This window comes from Aquirufa sp. ROCK2-A2 (genome assembly GCF_054558485.1).
Genome location: NZ_JBPXKA010000004.1, coordinates 36530 through 54108, shown reverse-complemented (window position 1 = coordinate 54108; position 17579 = coordinate 36530). Strand labels below are relative to the sequence as shown.

Annotated in this window: 16 protein-coding genes; 8 read left to right on the top strand and 8 right to left on the bottom strand. The window is 36.3% G+C overall.

Annotation, left to right across the window (positions count from 1 at the left end):
• Positions 1-36 precede the first annotated feature (36 nt).
• Genes V7S76_RS07685 through pdxA form a run of 3 tightly spaced genes read right to left on the bottom strand, consistent with a single transcriptional unit; the run spans position 37 to position 4410 of the window.
• The gene (locus V7S76_RS07685) at positions 37-2478 is read right to left on the bottom strand and encodes an endonuclease MutS2 (protein ID WP_459509484.1); all 2442 of its coding nucleotides are present in this window, start codon (positions 2476-2478) and stop codon (positions 37-39) included.
• Positions 2475-3401, bottom strand: coding sequence for an NAD(P)-dependent oxidoreductase (locus V7S76_RS07680; protein ID WP_459509483.1), 927 nt, complete (start codon positions 3399-3401; stop codon positions 2475-2477). The genes V7S76_RS07685 and V7S76_RS07680 overlap by 4 nt, the downstream gene beginning before the upstream one ends.
• Position 3402: 1 nt before the next feature.
• A complete protein-coding gene (gene pdxA, locus V7S76_RS07675) occupies positions 3403-4410 on the bottom strand; it encodes a 4-hydroxythreonine-4-phosphate dehydrogenase PdxA (protein WP_459509482.1) in 1008 nt (335 codons plus the stop codon).
• Between the two features lie 260 nt (positions 4411-4670).
• Here pdxA and V7S76_RS07670 point away from each other — a divergent pair, with 260 nt between their 5' ends.
• From V7S76_RS07670 to V7S76_RS07645, 6 genes are all read left to right on the top strand, one after another.
• The gene (locus V7S76_RS07670; RefSeq protein WP_459509481.1) at positions 4671-8531 is read left to right on the top strand and encodes a pyruvate carboxylase; all 3861 of its coding nucleotides are present in this window, start codon (positions 4671-4673) and stop codon (positions 8529-8531) included.
• Positions 8532-8533: 2 nt separating this feature from the next.
• Positions 8534-9286: a PI-PLC domain-containing protein gene (locus tag V7S76_RS07665; protein ID WP_459509480.1), complete on the top strand. Its 753-nt coding sequence runs from the start codon at positions 8534-8536 to the stop codon at positions 9284-9286.
• A 36-nt stretch (positions 9287-9322) separates the two neighbouring features.
• A complete protein-coding gene (locus tag V7S76_RS07660; protein ID WP_459509479.1) occupies positions 9323-10222 on the top strand; it encodes a sugar phosphate isomerase/epimerase family protein in 900 nt (299 codons plus the stop codon).
• Between the two features lie 24 nt (positions 10223-10246).
• Positions 10247-11464 carry a TCR/Tet family MFS transporter gene (locus V7S76_RS07655; RefSeq protein WP_459509478.1) on the top strand — a complete coding sequence of 406 codons (1218 nt, stop codon included), beginning with the start codon at positions 10247-10249 and terminating at the stop codon, positions 11462-11464.
• A gap of 102 nt (positions 11465-11566) precedes the next feature.
• Entirely contained in the window at positions 11567-12298 is a 732-nt protein-coding gene (locus tag V7S76_RS07650; protein WP_459509477.1) for an outer membrane lipoprotein-sorting protein, read from the top strand.
• A gap of 83 nt (positions 12299-12381) precedes the next feature.
• Entirely contained in the window at positions 12382-12837 is a 456-nt protein-coding gene (locus V7S76_RS07645) for a hypothetical protein (protein WP_459509476.1), read from the top strand.
• A 10-nt stretch (positions 12838-12847) separates the two neighbouring features.
• Here the strand turns inward: V7S76_RS07645 and V7S76_RS07640 are convergent, their stop codons facing one another.
• Genes V7S76_RS07640 through V7S76_RS07630 form a run of 3 tightly spaced genes read right to left on the bottom strand, consistent with a single transcriptional unit; the run spans position 12848 to position 14843 of the window.
• A complete protein-coding gene (locus V7S76_RS07640; protein WP_459509475.1) occupies positions 12848-13768 on the bottom strand; it encodes a sugar phosphate isomerase/epimerase family protein in 921 nt (306 codons plus the stop codon).
• A 2-nt stretch (positions 13769-13770) separates the two neighbouring features.
• A complete protein-coding gene (locus V7S76_RS07635; RefSeq protein WP_459509474.1) occupies positions 13771-14127 on the bottom strand; it encodes a transmembrane 220 family protein in 357 nt (118 codons plus the stop codon).
• A gap of 11 nt (positions 14128-14138) precedes the next feature.
• Complete coding sequence (locus V7S76_RS07630; RefSeq protein ID WP_459509473.1) at positions 14139-14843, bottom strand: tetratricopeptide repeat protein; 705 nt, start codon at positions 14841-14843, stop codon at positions 14139-14141.
• A 199-nt stretch (positions 14844-15042) separates the two neighbouring features.
• Between V7S76_RS07630 and fsa the strand changes: the two genes are divergently transcribed.
• Both fsa and V7S76_RS07620 read left to right on the top strand, forming a co-directional pair.
• Entirely contained in the window at positions 15043-15705 is a 663-nt protein-coding gene (fsa, locus tag V7S76_RS07625) for a fructose-6-phosphate aldolase (RefSeq protein ID WP_459509472.1), read from the top strand.
• A 13-nt stretch (positions 15706-15718) separates the two neighbouring features.
• Positions 15719-16396 (top strand): cell division ATP-binding protein FtsE, encoded by a 678-nt coding sequence (locus V7S76_RS07620; RefSeq protein ID WP_459509471.1) that lies wholly within the window; start codon positions 15719-15721, stop codon positions 16394-16396.
• Here V7S76_RS07620 and V7S76_RS07615 read toward each other — a convergent pair.
• Positions 16393-17289, bottom strand: coding sequence for a Ppx/GppA phosphatase family protein (locus V7S76_RS07615; RefSeq protein WP_459509470.1), 897 nt, complete (start codon positions 17287-17289; stop codon positions 16393-16395). The two genes, V7S76_RS07620 and V7S76_RS07615, sit on opposite strands and share 4 nt — an antisense overlap.
• Positions 17286-17579: a HesB/IscA family protein gene (locus V7S76_RS07610; RefSeq protein ID WP_459509469.1), complete on the bottom strand. Its 294-nt coding sequence runs from the start codon at positions 17577-17579 to the stop codon at positions 17286-17288. Before V7S76_RS07610 ends, V7S76_RS07615 begins: the two co-directional genes overlap by 4 nt.

Below are 17579 nucleotides of genomic sequence, written 5' to 3'. Positions count from 1 at the left end.
GTTTGTGTTGATTGTTTGTTATCCTAACCACTAAAATTATTTAAATGTAACAATTGAAATTCCTGCACCACCACGGTCAGCATGTTCATCTTGTACCATTTTTACTTGAGCGTATCGTTTCAATTGTTCTCGAATTAGATTTCGTAAAATACCGTCTCCCTTACCATGTAAAATTTTAACCTCATTGGAACCCAATAAAATGGCATCATTCATGTATTGATCTACCAAATTGTATACCTCTTCACCACGTTTTCCTCTAATATCCAATGTGATACTAAATTGTGCCATCCGATCATTCATGTCGATGCCACGCATTCCTAAAGGTTTTTGCTTTTCTTGTTTGGGACTAGCGACTCTTTGTAATCGATTCACTTTGATGGTGCTTCGTATTCCGCCAAGCGCAATCACCGCATCTTTTCCTTTCAGTTCCAATACTTGGCCGATTGTTGCTTCATCAGAACCATTTTGAATGGCTACCCAATGTCCAATTTCCAAAGGACCCGTTAATAACTTGGTACTAGTTGGATTGATTTTTTGAATTTTGAGGATGGGTTCTTCGTTCAGTTTTTTCTGAACGAAATGCTCCAAATCTTCCCTCAGCTTTTTGGTTTCTTCTTTGCCTGCCGCTTTTTCTTTGATTTCTCGAATCGTTTTTTCAATTTGTTGATTCGCATCTCTGACTAGTTTTTTAGCCTCTGATTTAGCAGCATTGATGATGTTTTTTTGTTCTTCCTGTAAGTGGTTTTTTAGCTGCTCATATTGATCCTTGATCACTTTCGATTGTTCATTTTGAGCCAATAATCCTGCATTTTTACTTGCCCAAATTTGTTTTTCCGTTTCTGTTTCCAACAATAATTTATCAAAATCGACCTGTTTTTTACCTATTTTTTTTCTGGCGTTTTCGATGATTTGATTCGGTAAGCCAATTTTTTGAGCAATTTCAAAAGCAAATGAACTTCCAGGTTTACCCATGTCCAAAATAAACAATGGTTCTAAGTGGCTTGTATCGTAGCGCATTGCGGCATTGAACAATCCTTCCTTTTTATCTGCCAAACTTTTCAAATTGGAAAAGTGGGTGTTGATCGCACCAAAACAACCTTTATCGGTTAATTTTTCTAAAATTGCCTCCGCTATAGCTCCCCCTAAACTTGGCTCTGTACCTGTTCCAAATTCATCAACAAGAACCAAGGTTTTTGGATTGGCATGTTGTAAGAAGTACTTCATGTTGCTCAAATGGGAGCTGTAGGTACTAAGTTCATTCTCTATATTTTGTTCATCTCCCATGTCCAAAAATACTTGTTGGAAAAAACCCATTGTACTTCCTTCTTGCATGGGCACCAAACATCCGGATTGAAAGATGTATTGCAACAATCCTACTGTACTTAATGTAACCGATTTTCCTCCCGCATTAGGTCCAGAAACAATCATAATGCGTTTTTTCTCCTCTAATTGAATGGATAACGCTTTGATTTGTTTGCCTATTTTTTTTAATGAATCTTCTAAAATGGGGTGCCTTGCTTCTTTCCAATCAACTTTAGGTTCACTACTTATGTGAGGAAGAATTCCTTGATGTTCAATTGCCCAAATGGCCTTTGCTCGAATAAAATCAATCAGTCCTAACCATTGAAACCATTGCAATAACATCGGTACCATCGGTCGAACTCGGTCGGATAGACGACTTAATATTTGAATAATTTCTCTTTTTTCAGCAGATTCCAAGGATTTGATTTCATTGTTCAAGGCTAATGCTTCGGCTGGTTCCATGTAAACTGTTTTACCAGTATCAGACTCATCTTGTACAAATCCTTTTATTTTTCTTTTATGTTCTGCCGCCAATGGAATCACCATTCTGCCATTTCTTAACGCCAAAGAAAAATCCTTGCTTACCCAACCTTGTTGTTGTGCTTGTGACAATAAATTGTCAAGCTTCTTTCTTAAACTTTGCTCCTCCGCAAATTTCTTTCTTCGGATGTCTCCCAATGCAATGGAAGCATTTTCTTTGATATTTCCATTGATATCAAATACCCGTTCTAGTTCTTGAAGAATGGGTATTATTTGTCTAAAATCACTTCCTGATTCTATATTTTTGGATACAATGGATTGAGTTATTTGGTAGATTTCAGGAAATTTTTCAGCATCAATTCCATTAAAAAAACGGATGCATTGATATAAAACATCCAAGCCTCTTTGCCAATCTCTCCATTCCTCTGCGGATAAATAATGCCCTTCTAAACTTAATGGAGCGATACTTTGCCTTAAATCATAAAAATCAACTTGTGGCCATTCCCCTCCATGCTCCGATAAAATGTTTTTCATTTCATCGACTTGCTGTACCCATTGTTTGACCAAGGTGAATCGATTGGAAAAACGCATTTTATCCACAAATTCTTGTCCCATGCTACTTAAACAATGCCGACTAATTTGCTCTTTAATTTGCGAAAAACCGATTTTCTCTGCTAAACCTTCTGGGTAATTCATTTATGATAAAAGGACTTAATTTTTTCTAATAATACATCATTGATTTTCCAATAACTTTCCAATGTCCAACCTGCTACATGTGGACTAAATAGGGCAGTAGGAAATGCCGCTAGGGAATTGAATAATTCTTGTTCTTTCAAAGACCAAGAAGCTAGTTTTTCATTGGGTAATACATCTAAAGCGACTGCTTTTAACTTATCGTTTTGTAAACCCCATAAAATTGCTTCTAAAGGACATATTTGACCTCTGGAACTGTTAATCAAAACGATTTTCTTTTTAAAATTGTTTAAAAAATCGATCGTTACCATGTTTTTGGTTTCTTCCGTTAAAGGAATATGTAAACTAACGATATCTGCCTGTTCAAATAGATCCTCTAGGTGAGCTCCATGTATTTTTGCCGGATGATACTTGTCATAAGCCAAAATATTCATCCCGAAACCCTTGATTTTCTCAGCCAATGCTTGACCCATATTTCCAAAACCAATAATTCCAAGTGTTTTTCCTTGAATTTCCCAACCTCTATTTTCTTCTCTTTTCCAAATACCGTTTCTAACTTCCTGATCAGAGGTGTTTAATTTATGTGCTAAACAGAGCAGTTGACCAATAACATGTTCTGCTACAGCATCTCGATTACCTTCATTGGCAGAAAATACTGCTATATTTCTCGATTTCGCATATTCTAAATCAATTAAATCCAATCCTGCTCCTGCTCTTCCTATGAACTTTAATTGATTGGCATGAGCAAGCGTCTTTTCGTCGAGAAATAATTTACTTCTCACGATTAGTCCCGCTGCATGTTTGATTTTATTTACAACTTCTTCCGCTTTAATGAATGGTAGATAAATCACTTCAAAGCCTTGATTTTCAAGGCCTGAAATCATGGATTCATGTATTTCATCAATGATAAGAACTTGCTTATTCATGTTAAGAGTTCATTCTATTTTTAACCAAATCCAATGCTAAATATAAAGCATGCAAAAAGGAGCTAGGGTCAGCTTGATTTTTGCCTGCAATGTCATATGCGGTACCATGATCGGGTGAGGTTCGAATAATGGGTAAACCTGCGGTAAAGTTGACTCCCGTTTCAAAAGCAATGTATTTAAACGGAATTAAACCTTGATCATGATACATGCCTAAAACGCCATCAAATTCGCGGAATTGAGCTTTGCCAAAAAAACCATCCGCAGGATATGGGCCTAAAACGATTTGTCCTTTAGAACGGTATTCATCAATCACAGGCTGTATGATGTTTATTTCTTCTTGTCCTAATAAACCTGATTCACCTGCATGCGGATTTAATCCTAAAACAGCTAATTTGGGTTTCTCTATCCCAAAATCTTCCCTTAAACTTGCTAAAAATAAATCGATTTTCGTTCTCAATAATTCAGCATTTAATTTTGAGCTAACCTCCAATAATGGAATATGTCCTGTGGCAACTCCCATTCTGAAATTTTCACTCACCATCATCATTAGAGAAGATTTGGCCTCAAATCGATCAGTTAAATATTCGGTATGTCCTGGGAAATGAAAAGCTTCAGATTGAATATTGTGTTTATTGATTGGAGCAGTTACCAATGCAGATAATGTACCAGTATCTAAATCCTTTGCTGCTTTTTCTAAGCAATCAAATGCAGCTTTTCCGGCCTCTGGTGTTACTTTTCCAGGTTCAATGAAGGTTTGGGAATCATCAAATGCCGAAATTAAATAGGTTTGCGACTTTTGTATTTGATCCAAACTTTGAATGGTTTGAATGTTCCATTCTTTCAAATCTAATTGCTTTCTGTAAAAATTGAGTACTTTTTGGGAACCATAAATGATTGGGGTGCACCAATTTAAAATTTTTGGACTGCTTAATGCCTTTAGAATTATTTCTGGACCGATGCCATTGTAATCACCTAACGTTATTCCAATCAAAGGTTTTTTATCGCTCATAGTTGCTCTCGAAAAATTTCAATTTGCAAGTTAATAAATTTAAAGGGAAGCTTCTTCTAAATTATCGGTTGATCTGTTTTTCAATTTTTTTTATCAGTTTGTTTTTGAAAAATATTTTTGAGATTCTACTCTTTCTGTTTTTTGGTAACGAACCCAATAATAATTGTAAATTTTTAATATTTTAAGAATAAAAATGAGGTGAGTGTATCATTTTTCCAATTTATTTGTCATTTTTGTTAGAATGCATTAAATGAAGTATTATGCCAAAATCATACGTAAAGAAAATTTCTAGTCTTCTAATCGCTAACCGCGGAGAAATTGCCATTCGAATTATGCGAGCCGCATCGGAATTGGGTATTAAAACGGTTGCTGTTTATACCTTCGAAGATCGATATTCCTTGCACCGTTATAAAGCGGATGAAGCCTATCAAATTGGTAAGGACAATGAGCCATTGAAACCATATTTAGATATAGAAGGATTGATTTCTCTTTGTAAATCGAAGAAGATAGATGCCATACATCCAGGTTATGGTTTCTTATCTGAAAACGTTGGTTTGGCAAGAAGATGCCGAGAAGAGGGAATTGTTTTTGTTGGGCCTTCTCCGGAAGCCATGAATGCTTTAGGAGATAAGGTTGCGGCTAAAGTCGCTGCTTTGAAGGCCAATGTGCCGATGATTCAAGATTCCAAAGGCGATGTTTCCATTTACGAAAATGCTTTATCTGAAGCGCGAAGAATTACTTTTCCTGTCATGGTGAAAGCCGCTGCTGGAGGTGGAGGACGTGGTATGCGGGTAGTTAGAACGGAAGAAGAATTAGAAAAAGCACATTCAGAAGCTAAAAATGAAGCTAAAAATGCTTTTGGAGATGATACGTTGTTTATAGAAAAATTCATCGATGATCCCAAGCATATTGAGGTTCAATTATTAGGTGATCAGCATGGTAATTTAGTTCATCTTTACGAAAGAGATTGTTCTGTTCAACGTCGTTTCCAAAAGGTAGTGGAAGTAGCTCCTTCGTTTGGACTAAAAGAAGAGACAAAGCAAAAGTTATATGCTTATGCGCTTTCGATTGGTAAAGCGGTGAATTACTACAATGCTGGTACAGTTGAGTTCTTGGTTGATAAAGATGAAAATATTTATTTCATTGAAGTGAATCCAAGGATTCAGGTAGAACATACGATAACGGAAGAAGTTACCGGAATTGATATCGTTAGAACTCAAATTCTTGTCGCTCAAAATTATAAATTATCAGATCCAGGTATTTTTATTCAAAGTCAAGAAAAAATACCAATAAATGGTTTTGCGATTCAATGTAGGATTACGACTGAAGATCCTTCTAATGGTTTTAAACCTGATTTTGGAACCATTATTGCTTATCGAAATGCCGCTGGATTTGGTATTCGTTTGGATGAAGGTTCCTCTTATCCAGGGGTGAAAATATCTCCTTATTTCGATTCTATGTTGGTGAAGGTTTCTGCCAAAGGTAGAACCTTAAGAGGTGCATCCGAACGTTTGAACCGTGCTTTATCAGAGTTTCGAATTCGTGGTGTAAAAACAAATATTCCATTTTTGAGAAATGTGATTACCCATCCTGTTTTTCAAGAAGGAAAATGTACTGTACCTTTCATTGCTAGTCATCCAGAATTATTTAATATTAAACCGACTCGCGATCGATCTACTAAAGCTTTGCGTTATTTGGGAGAGGTGATTGTCAATGGCAATCCAGATGTTAAGGTTAAGCCCGCTTCTGCATTTCGTCCTGCCATTATTCCATCTTTTGATGAAACGACTGAATTTCCACGGGGTCATAAGCAATTATTGATGGAGATGGGAGCTGATAAATTTGCTCAATACATTCGCGAATCCAAACAAGTATTGTTTACAGATACCACCTTCAGGGATGGTCATCAATCTTTACTTGCTACTCGAGTTAGAACCCAAGATATGCTTGCCGTGGCTTCGGGTTTTGCTAAGTCGTTTCCTAATTTATTTTCCATGGAAGTTTGGGGCGGAGCCACATTTGATGTTGCGATGCGCTTCTTGCATGAATCGCCATGGAGAAGGTTAGAAGAATTTAGAGAAGCTATGCCAAATATGCTGCTTCAAATGTTGTTTAGAGGTTCTAATGCAGTAGGGTATTCTGCATACCCAGATAATTTAATTGAAAAATTTGTAGAGAAATCCTCTGAAGCTGGAATAGATGTGTTCCGTATATTCGACTCATTGAATTGGATCGATGCCATGAAGGTTTCGATCAAAGCTGTTCGAGAAAGGACTCCAGGGATTGCTGAAGCTGCCATTTGTTATACTGGTGATGTATTTACGAACGAAAAATACAACATGCAATATTACCTAGATATGGCGCGCCAATTAGAAGACGCAGGTGCCCATATGTTGGCTATCAAAGATATGGCAGGACTTTTGCGTCCTTTTCAAGCAGAAAAATTGGTAACTGAATTGAAAAAAGCCGTAGCTATTCCTATTCATTTACATACACATGATACAGCCTCTGTCCAATCTGCCACCTATTTGAAAGCTATTGAAGCGGGTGTTGATGTAGTTGATGGAGCCTTAGCTGCCATGTCAGGTTTAACATCACAACCTAATTTGAATTCATTGGTTGCTATGATGCAAGGCCATCCTGCTGATAGTCAATTGGATTTAGACCGAATGAATGAATATTCCAATTATTGGGAAGCCGTTCGTTCCATGTATTTTCCTTTTGAATCAGAATTAAAAGCAGGAACTGCAGAAGTTTACAACAATGAAATTCCAGGCGGCCAATACACCAATTTACGTGGTCAAGCCATTGCTTTGGGGGTTGGCGACAAATTTGAATTATTAAAAGATAATTACTCGGAGGCGAATAAATTATTTGGGGATATTGTGAAGGTGACGCCTTCTTCCAAGGTTGTTGGGGATATGGCTATTTTTATGACGGCTAATTCATTAACTGCAGAGGATGTTTATGCCAAAGGTTCTACACTTTCTTTTCCAGAATCGGTTAAAGATTTCTTTAAAGGTGGTTTAGGTCAACCTTACCAAGGTTTTCCAAAACAATTGCAAGAAATTGTTTTAAAAGGAGAGGCTCCATTGGAGGGTAGACCCAATGATACTTTGGCTCCAATTGATTTTGACAAGGATTTTGCGGTATTTCAAGCTAAGTTTCCTGAAAATGATAATGGATTTTATGATTATTTATCGTACAAAATGTATCCTAAAGTGTATGAAGATTTTTATAAAAATCAAGCACTTTATGGCGATTTATCCGCTATGCCAACTCCAGCCTTTTTCTATGGATTGAAGCAAGATGAAGAAATCATGATTACCATAGAACCCGGTAAAACCATTATTGTCAAGTATTTGTATATGTCGGATCCCGATGAATCAGGTTTGCGAAATATTACGTTTGAATTAAATGGTCAAGCACGTCGTTTGAAAATTTTAGATAAAAATATCAAAGTAGAAAGAGCTCAGCATGTTAAGGCGAAACAAAAAGGTGATATTGGAGCTCCGTTACAAGGCAGATTAAGTCGTATTTTGGTGAAACCTGGTGAGGAAGTGAAGAAAAATGCTCCTTTATATGTTATTGAAGCCATGAAGATGGAATCCATTGTTTCAGCCCCTTTTGAGGGTATTATTGGAAATGTGGTGTTGAATGAAGGTACGGTAGTAGAACAAGAAGATTTAGTTTTAACACTTGAAGAAGCCAAACTTCCAGAACCAGATGTAGATGAGTATTTATTTGTTTATGGTACGCTAAGAAGGGATTGTGGAAATGATTTACATCGATTAATTGCCCGTAATTCTGATTATGTGGGCATGGCAACCTACCAAGGTTTGATGTATCAATTGGAAGATTATCCAGGGATTGTGTCATCCGAAAATTCCAATGACCAAGTAGTCGGGGAATTATACCTACTTTCAAATACCATTAAGTTATTGAATGTTTTGGATGAGTATGAAGAATTTGACACTGAAAATTCAGATAAATCCTTATTTATTCGTTCCAAAGTGAAAGTTAATTTGAAAGGTGAAGAAATAGAAACGTACGCATATTTGTACAATCGACCTGTAGATCCTAAAAATAAAATTGTCTCGGGAGATTTTTTGAAAAAATAATCATGAAAAAAGGACTTTTTATCGTTTTTTTATTGATTTTGAACCAAATAGTTTGGGCTCAAAATCCATTGCGAAGAGCTCATGCTCACAATGATTACGAACATATTAAGCCTTTTTACGAGGCATTTCAATTAGATTTTGGTTCGATAGAATCCGATGTCTATGCTATTAATGGTGAATTGCTTGTCGCACATGATGTGAAAGATTTAAAAGCAGACAGGACCTTGAAGTCCTTGTACATCGATCCCATCATGAAGGCGCTTGAAGCTGACAAACAAGGAAATTTTCATCAGTTTTTAATTGATTGTAAAACTTCCTCTGAAGAAACACTACCTTTAATCATCAAGGCATTGCAACCCTATGCTGAATTAATTCAAAAAAGAGGTTTGCGAATAGTTATTTCGGGTAATCGGCCAGCTGTGAAAGATTTTATTCTAGCACCTGCATTTATTACGTTTGATGGAAGATCGAATGAGACGTATGGTCCTGGTATCGATAAAAAAGTAGAATTAGAATCAGATGCTTTTTATAAATTTGGATTATGGGACGGACAAAAACCAATGTCGCCTGAATTAAAATTGAAACTAAAAACATATATCGATAAAGTTCATTCCCAAGGCAGAAAGGTGCGTTTATGGGCTACTCCTGATAATTTATTGTCATATCAAACATTCTATGATTTAGGGGCTGATTATTTGGGAACAGATCATTTAACAGACCTTGCCGACTTCTTGCGTTTGGGAATCAGTAAATAATTTAGTTTATTAGCTTTTAGTTAAAAATCTAAATCTATGATGAATCGACGTATATTCCTGAAAAACAGTTCTTTATTTGCTTTAGCCGCGGGTCTTCCCAACACAAAATTTAAGCAATCATTTAAATTAGGTTATTCTGCTATCACTTGGGGTGGAAAAGACTTACTAGCCATAGAAGAAATTGCTTCTTTAGGTTTTAAGGGCATACAATTAAGAGCCAATACATACGCTCCTTTTAAAGATAAACCGGAAGAATTAAAAGCTGCATTAGACAAAGCAGGCTTACAACTAGTGATGTTTTCAAGTGGCAATGTGGAAGTAGATCCCGCGAAAGTGGAAGCAAGTATTCAACTTCATGTGAACCATGCTAAATTCGTTAAATCCTTAGGAGGAAATGCTATACAATTGACTAATTCTTTGAGAAAAAAGGATCAAATTCCAACCGAACAAGAGCTGATTCGTTTAGCTGAGGTGATGAATGAAATTGGAGCAAAGACAAAAGAATACGGTGTACAATCGACCTATCATAATCATATGAATCAATGGGGTGAAACTCCCGAAGAAGTTGAAACGATAGTGAAGCACATGGATCCTTCCAAAATACAATTGGAATTGGATGTGGCTCATTATTTTCAAGGAGGAGGCGATCCTGCAGAAGCTGTCTTGAAATTCAAAAAAGTACTTCATAGTTTACATATTAAGGACGTTGAAGCACCCATAAAGGGTCAGGAATCTAATCCTAAATCGTATAAATTTGTAGAACTTGGACAAGGACGAGTGAATCTTGTGCAGGTGTTTAAAAATCTTGAAAAAATCAATTTTAAAGGCTGGGCAATTGTTGAATTAGACGGTGTTCCTTCTCCTTCAAAGACACCATTGGAATGTGGAACAACTAGCAGAAATTTTTTAAGGGATAAAATAAGTTACCAATTTTAGTATCTTGCAGCCAAATTAGTATATATGTCGAGCAAGAGAAACCCTGCGATTGGATTTATTTTTATCACCTTAGTGATTGATGTGTTGGGAATAGGATTAATCGTTCCTATTATGCCAACTTTGATAAGGGGTTTTACGGGAGGTGATTTAAGCACGGCTTCTCAATATTCAGGTTGGTTAATGGCATCATATGCTATTATGCAATTTTTCTTTTCACCTATTTTAGGTGGTTTGTCAGATCGATTTGGAAGAAGACCCGTTATTTTGGCTTCTTTATTTGGTTTTTCAGTTGATTATCTAATTTTAGCGAATGCACCTGATATAACTTGGTTATTTGTGGGTCGAATACTAGCTGGAATTACAGGAGCTAGTTTTACTACGGCACAAGCCTATATTGCGGATGTGTCAAAGCCAGAGGATCGAGCTAAGAATTTTGGTTTGGTAGGAGCTGCTTTTGGAATAGGCTTTATCATTGGCCCAGCAGTTGGAGGAATGTTAGGTCATTACGGCGTTCGAGTGCCGTTTTACGCTGCTGCAGTATTGACATTTGTCAATGCACTTTACGGATATTTTGTTTTACCTGAATCTCTTGCCAAAGAAAATCGCAGATCTTTCGATTGGTCAAGAGCAAATCCAATGGGCTCATTAAAACATCTAACCAAATATCCTGTCATTACCGGATTAGTAGGAGGGTTTTTCTGCTTGCAATTGGCTGGTCAAGCACATCCAAGTACATGGTCTTATTTTACAATGAAGGTTTTTAATTGGACTCCAACTGAAGTGGGTTATTCTTTAGCATTTGTAGGGTTAATTGTTGCCATCATACAAGGAGGCCTGAATCGAATTGTTATACCTAAAATTGGAGAAAGAAATGCAGTATTATATGGCTTAATTCTGTATGGAGTAGGGTTTATGTTGTTTGCGATGGCCACTAAGTCTTGGATGATGTATGTGTTCATGATTCCATTTGGTCTAGGCGGTTTAGCGGGTCCTGCTTTACAAAGTTTGATTACCCAACAAGTGGGAGCCAATGAACAAGGAGAGTTGCAAGGAGGATTAACGAGTTTGCAATCTGTGACAACTATTCTGGGTCCTTTAGTGGCATCTAATTTATTTGCATTTTATACAAGTGATAAAGCACCTTTTCAGTTTCCGGGTGCTGCATTTTTAGTCGCCGGTATTTTGGTTTTTATCGGTTTATCCATTACGATGAGCGCTTTGCCCAAAAAGTTAAAAGTTTGATAGAACCATTTATCCTTATATCTAGTTATTTGTACCAATAATTTCAGTAATTAACCTTTTCTAATTATATTTCACGAAATTTTAAACAACCCCCAACCCAACATGAAAAAAATCATTTTAAGTCTTTGTTTAGGAGTAGCCTGTCTATTAACTAATCAAGCAACTGCTCAAACCACTGAAGAAATCTTAGCCAAACACGAAGCTGCCATGGGAAGTCCGGAAAAATGGGCATCCATCAAATCGGCAATTGTGAAAAACAAATTTTCTGTTCAAGGAATGGATATTGAATCAAAAACATCATTATTAATTGGTAAATCCTTTCGTACTGAAATTGAAGTAATGGGTAATAAAATTATCACGGCGATCGATGGAGATAAAGGATGGATGATTCGTCCGGCCATGATGGGTGGAACTGGTGAGCCTGAAGATATGCCAGCGGATCAGGTTAAAATGGCCGATACTCAAAAAGAATTAGGTTCAGCTTTAACCAGCGCAAAAAGATCTGGCTCAAAAATTGAATTAGTTAGCAAAGAAAAATTGGATGGTGCTGATGCATTTTTATTGACAGTGACCAAAACTTCTGGAGAAACGATGCAAGTATTTGTTTCTGCTTCTACTTATTTCGTGTTAAAAACAACAGGAAAAGTGAAGGCAAATGGTCAAGAAATTGATACGGAAACTAATTTTTCAAATTACAAGGCAGTTGATGGTTTATATTTTCCATTTACGGTTGAATCTGCTAGCCCAATGGGTGGTATGATGCAAATTGAAACAACTGGCATTGAATTGAACGCAAGTTTGGACCCTGCTATTTTTGCTCGTCCAAAAAAATAAAAGACTAGTTTTCAAAGATTCATCAAGAGGTGTGATTTTCGCACCTCTTTTTTTGTTAATTTTGTTGTTCAATGATCTGATATATGCGTATTCTTAACTACTTATTGCCTTTTTTATTAATTTTTACGTTATTCTCTTGTACAGAGACTGTAAGTGGCCCCAAAACTAAGACTGAAATTTTGGTTTCTAAAGTTTGGATGATCCAAGAAGTAAACGCGTTAGGTTATTTAGAGGGACAAGTGTTTTCCAGAGGAAAAACGCCTGAAGGTTCACCTTATGATTTATCCAAAGTTCGTGTAACGTTTAAAAAAGATGGTACCGCTTTTGCGATTGATAACACAGGTAATAGTACCGCAACAGGGAAATGGAAATTGGGGACTAATGAAACAGAAATATTGGTTTCAGAGACCAACAACTTTTTGTTGGATGGTACAGGTACTGTAATTGGAATATCGGAAACAGAATTTAGCTTTCAAGGATCCAGGACCTATAAGTCAAACGCTATTAATGCAACCGTTAAAATGGTACCAGCTCCTTAAAAAGTTCTACTTAATTCATCACACTTCGAATGTGATTTCTTGCCGATAAAATGGCTTTTTCAATGTCTACTTCATTACTTTCGTAGGCTTTGTCTTCTACCTCAATGACAATTGGGCCTCGATATCTCACATCATTTAGGGCTGAAATAAACTTACCCCATTGTATATCCCCTTGTCCCGGTATTTTTGGAGAATGATATTCCAAAGGATTTGCTAATATACCTACTCGGTTTAATTTATCTTGATAAACGCGCACATCCTTTAAATGAATGTGATGCAATTTTTCCTTATAATGATAGATAGGGTAGAGGTAATCCATCATTTGCCAAACCATGTGGGATGGATCGTAATTTAATCCAAAATTTGTCGAAGGAATGATAGTGAATAATTGATCCCAAATTTTAGGAGTTGTGGCTATGTTTTTTCCACCAGGCCATTCATCATCAGTAAAAAACATCGGGCAATTTTCGATACCTATTTTGATGTTCAGTTGGTCAGCCAGCTGAATAATTTCTGGCCAAACTTCTTGAAATTTCCGAATGTTGTCATGTACATTTTTAGTAAAATCTCGACCAATGAAAGTATTTACTGTCGATATCCCTAATTTGGATGCCGCTACAATAACTTTTTTGATATGGTTTCGGTAAAATTCGGCCTTTTGTTCATCTGGATCCAATGGATTGGGATAATAACCCAAGGCTGACACCTTGCAAGGGTGGGCATCCAATTGTTGTTTTAAGACAATAAATTCTGAATCTGACATGGAATCCACCGAAATATGTGAAACCCCGGCATATCTTCTTGTATCTTCATTCACAGAAGGCCAACACATGATTTCAACACATTCGAATTCCTTTTCATGCGCAAAGTTTAATACTTCACTTAAGGTTTTATTCGGTAAAATAGCTGAAGCAAATCCTAATTGAAGCATCTTTATTTAACTTTTGATAGTCCGTAAAAACTCGCAAATGAAAGAGAACCGATCCATAATCCTACTGCCTCTCTAGCTAATTCTTGGTTATGGGTTTTCATACTTAGTCCATCTGTTAAAAATCCTTCCCAAGCATCCATTTGCAACCAAGTTTGTAATCCTGCGGTAAATGAAAGTAAGAGTAATATGAGCATTAATTCGCTATTGATTTTATTTCGAACAGCCTGTAAGCCAGAATAAGAGGCAACACCATAAATGGGAACCCAAAGGATAGGATCTGGATCATTTAATTGCCAATAGGTAAACAAAAGGAAAGTGATGGTAAATAATACACCAAGAACGAAAATGAGTTTTTGCATGGTTGATAGGTTTATGGGCAAAGATTTTTTACGGCTTCATTCGCCCCTGGGTAATTGAGTTTTTTTGCTTGCTGGAAAGCCAGACAAGCTTTTTCTTTATTGTTTTGTTGGTATAAACTAAGTCCTAAAGCATAATAAGCTTTGGAATAGGAATTATTAACTTGTATGGCTTGTTCAAATTGTACGATAGCTGAATCTAAGGCATTTGATTGATAATATAAATTACCAAGGTTATAAATAGCATCTATTTCTTTTGAATTTTTCAAAATAGATGTTTTGAAGTCTTTTTTAGCCAATGTTGGATTTTTCAATGCTGCCCAAATAATTCCTCTTTGTAAATATCCATTGCTCGAATCTGGAGCCACTTTTACTGCTTGCTGGGCTGGGATAAGTGCCTTATCCCATTGCAATGTTTCCATTCTTACAGCTGCTAAATTTAATTGAGCTTGATAAAATGAAGGTTTCAATTCAGTCGCTTTCAGGTAATTTTTTTCTGCTGATTCAAAATCTTTTTCTTGGAAGGCAATTACTCCTTTGATATTATAAGCCTCTGCTAATCCTGGATTTTTTTCCAATGATTTATCAATGGCCTCTTTGGCAGAAATAAGTTCTCCTTTTTTCAAACGCGATTTTGCTTCTTCTAGCCAAGCATCAGAAGATGAGCTACATGCTGCCATGGTCAAAAAGGTAATTAGAAAGAAGAAGTTGTTTTTCATAGGAAAGAATTCTGCTACCAAAGTTAAACGCTTAGTTCAATTATACCATATATATTTTGAAAAAAGGATAATTTGTCGCATATTTGCATCGGCAAATTACCAGCTCCCGCTGAATCCCCCAGGTCTTGATCGAAGCAAGGGTAGGTTGGTTGTAGCGGTGAATTTGCCATTTTTTTGTTCAATACATCCTTATTTTCTCATGAAATTTTTTATCGATACAGCTAATTTAGCACAAATAAAAGAAGCACAAGACTTAGGCGTTTTAGATGGAGTAACAACCAATCCATCCTTGATGGCGAAAGAAGGCATCAGTGGAAAAGATAATGTTTTACGTCATTACAAAGCCATTTGTGATATTGTTGAAGGTGATGTTTCTGCAGAAGTGATAGCTACCGATTTTGAAGGAATGATTCGTGAGGGTGAAGAATTAGCTGAATTGGATGATAAAATAGTTGTAAAAATTCCAATGATTAAGGACGGAATTAAAGCCTTGAAGTATTTTTCAGATCGAGGTATTAAGACCAATTGTACCTTGGTTTTTTCAGCTGGGCAAGCTTTGTTAGCAGCTAAAGCAGGTGCAACATACGTTTCTCCCTTTGTAGGTCGTTTAGATGATATTTCATTTGATGGAATTGAATTGATTGAACAAATTCGATTAATTTACGATAATTATAATTTTGAGACTCAAATTTTGGCAGCATCGGTACGTCATTCTATGCACATTATCAAATGCGCAGAAGCTGGTTCCGATGTAATGACAGGCCCATTGTCAGCTATTTTAGCTTTGTTGAAACATCCATTAACTGATTCAGGCTTGGCAACCTTCTTAGCTGATCATGCGAAAGTAAATTCAAGTAATTAATAATTATATTTAAATGGCTAATTCGATCTTATCATACGAAAATGTTAGCATTTTGCAGGATGGTGTTCCTACTCTGCAAAACATCAGTGTACACGTTAATGAGGGCGATTTTTACTATTTGATTGGCAAAACAGGAAGTGGGAAAAGCACTTTTTTCCGTTCTATTTTTGCTGAATTACCCATTAGTTTGGGACTAGCTTCAGTGGCTGGATATAGCTTGAATAATTTAAAAAAGAGTGATATTCCTTTTTTAAGACGTAAGTTGGGATTTGTGTTTCAAGATTTTCAATTATTAACCGACCGGAATGTAGAGAAAAACCTGTCTTTTGTATTAGAGGCGACAGGGCATTCGAATAAAGATGAAAATCGATTTAGAATTGAACAAGTCTTACAACAGGTTGGTATGTCATCTTCGATTGAAAAACGTGTTCATCGTTTATCAGGTGGAGAACAACAAAGAATATGTATCGCTCGTGCGATTTTAAATAATCCCGTTTTATTGCTTGCTGATGAGCCCACAGGGCACTTAGATCCTGTAGTCTCATTGGAGATCATGCAATTATTTAAGCAACTGAATCAGCAAGGCATGGCTATTTTAATGGCTAGTCATGATTACAATACCATGCGACAAATTCCAGCGCGTTTTCTTAATTGTGAAAATGGAAATATCTTAGAGGTCTCTGGGATTTAATTTTCTTTCCTTTTCTTGCTATAACGGTCGTATAGCATTTGAATCATGCCATCTTTTAGTCCTAAATCTGGAACAAAAATTTCATTACAATCGGATACTTGCATAGCTGTTAAGTAAATAGATGCAGCTGGTACAATTACATCGGCTCTATCGGTGTTTAATCGTAATTTATGTACTCGATCTTCATAGGAAAAAGATGATACATAATCGGAAACTTTTTTGAGTTCTTCCAATGACATGATTTTATTTTCACTTACTTGGGTCGAAATATTATATAATTTATTAATGTTGCCACCCGTACCTACTGCCGTAATCGGACCTTTGATTAATGACTTTTGCTGAGCAATCCAATTATTCATTTTTTCCCAATCGCCTTGCTTTTCTTTTCCTTCCAATAATCGGACAGACCCAATTTTAAATGACCTGGAGGCTAATTTTTCTCTATTTTGATAAATATTTAATTCAGTTGATCCACCGCCCACATCGATGTGTAAATAATTTTTCATAGGGTGCAAAGACTGTACAACAACATCATTAATGAGTTCCGCTTCTCTACTACCTTCGATAATTTGGATTTTCATATCCAATATTTTTTGAATTCGGGTAACGATATCACTCGCATTGGTTGCTTCTCTCATAGCTGAAGTTGCGCAAATAGCATAATCCTTCACTTCATGCAATTCCATTAATAATTTATAGGCATGCATGAGTTTAAAGATGCGGACTTCTGATTCGGGACTAATGGTTCCATGACTAAATACATCGTGGCCTAAACGTAATGCAAAGCGCACATACTCTATTCGTTTAAAACTAATTAAGCCATCATTTTCTAGTACACTAGAAATTTGTAATCTAGCGGCATTTGATCCTATATCTATCGCGGCAAACTTCATATACTTTGGGGTTTGTGTAAATAAAATCCATTTGCTCTGGTTTCAAATTCAATACTTGTTCCAATGACAAATAGTAATTGTCTTTTATCAATAACAACAGGGATTTCATCTACGATATATTCTTCATCAAATTCTGTTTTATGATCAAAGCCAAGTATATACGTTCCACCACATGCTCCCCCTTTCATACCAATTCTTAAAAATGGCTCAGGGAATGAACCATTGTAGAACATATTTTGAAGGTTTTCTTTTGCACTTTGGGAAAATTGAATGGGTAATGAATTTGACAT

What these genes read in the sequence shown, in the direction of transcription:
- V7S76_RS07685 (WP_459509484.1), bottom strand. Translation starts at nt 2,478, where the DNA reads ATGAATTACCCAGAAGGTTTAGCAGAGAAAATCGGTTTTTCGCAAATT.
- V7S76_RS07680 (WP_459509483.1), bottom strand. Translation starts at nt 3,401, where the DNA reads ATGAATAAGCAAGTTCTTATCATTGATGAAATACATGAATCCATGATT.
- pdxA (WP_459509482.1), bottom strand. Translation starts at nt 4,410, where the DNA reads ATGAGCGATAAAAAACCTTTGATTGGAATAACGTTAGGTGATTACAAT.
- V7S76_RS07670 (WP_459509481.1), top strand. Translation starts at nt 4,671, where the DNA reads ATGCCAAAATCATACGTAAAGAAAATTTCTAGTCTTCTAATCGCTAAC.
- V7S76_RS07665 (WP_459509480.1), top strand. Translation starts at nt 8,534, where the DNA reads ATGAAAAAAGGACTTTTTATCGTTTTTTTATTGATTTTGAACCAAATA.
- V7S76_RS07660 (WP_459509479.1), top strand. Translation starts at nt 9,323, where the DNA reads ATGATGAATCGACGTATATTCCTGAAAAACAGTTCTTTATTTGCTTTA.
- V7S76_RS07655 (WP_459509478.1), top strand. Translation starts at nt 10,247, where the DNA reads ATGTCGAGCAAGAGAAACCCTGCGATTGGATTTATTTTTATCACCTTA.
- V7S76_RS07650 (WP_459509477.1), top strand. Translation starts at nt 11,567, where the DNA reads ATGAAAAAAATCATTTTAAGTCTTTGTTTAGGAGTAGCCTGTCTATTA.
- V7S76_RS07645 (WP_459509476.1), top strand. Translation starts at nt 12,382, where the DNA reads ATGCGTATTCTTAACTACTTATTGCCTTTTTTATTAATTTTTACGTTA.
- V7S76_RS07640 (WP_459509475.1), bottom strand. Translation starts at nt 13,768, where the DNA reads ATGCTTCAATTAGGATTTGCTTCAGCTATTTTACCGAATAAAACCTTA.
- V7S76_RS07635 (WP_459509474.1), bottom strand. Translation starts at nt 14,127, where the DNA reads ATGCAAAAACTCATTTTCGTTCTTGGTGTATTATTTACCATCACTTTC.
- V7S76_RS07630 (WP_459509473.1), bottom strand. Translation starts at nt 14,843, where the DNA reads ATGAAAAACAACTTCTTCTTTCTAATTACCTTTTTGACCATGGCAGCA.
- fsa (WP_459509472.1), top strand. Translation starts at nt 15,043, where the DNA reads ATGAAATTTTTTATCGATACAGCTAATTTAGCACAAATAAAAGAAGCA.
- V7S76_RS07620 (WP_459509471.1), top strand. Translation starts at nt 15,719, where the DNA reads ATGGCTAATTCGATCTTATCATACGAAAATGTTAGCATTTTGCAGGAT.
- V7S76_RS07615 (WP_459509470.1), bottom strand. Translation starts at nt 17,289, where the DNA reads ATGAAGTTTGCCGCGATAGATATAGGATCAAATGCCGCTAGATTACAA.
- V7S76_RS07610 (WP_459509469.1), bottom strand. Translation starts at nt 17,579, where the DNA reads ATGTCAAATTCATTACCCATTCAATTTTCCCAAAGTGCAAAAGAAAAC.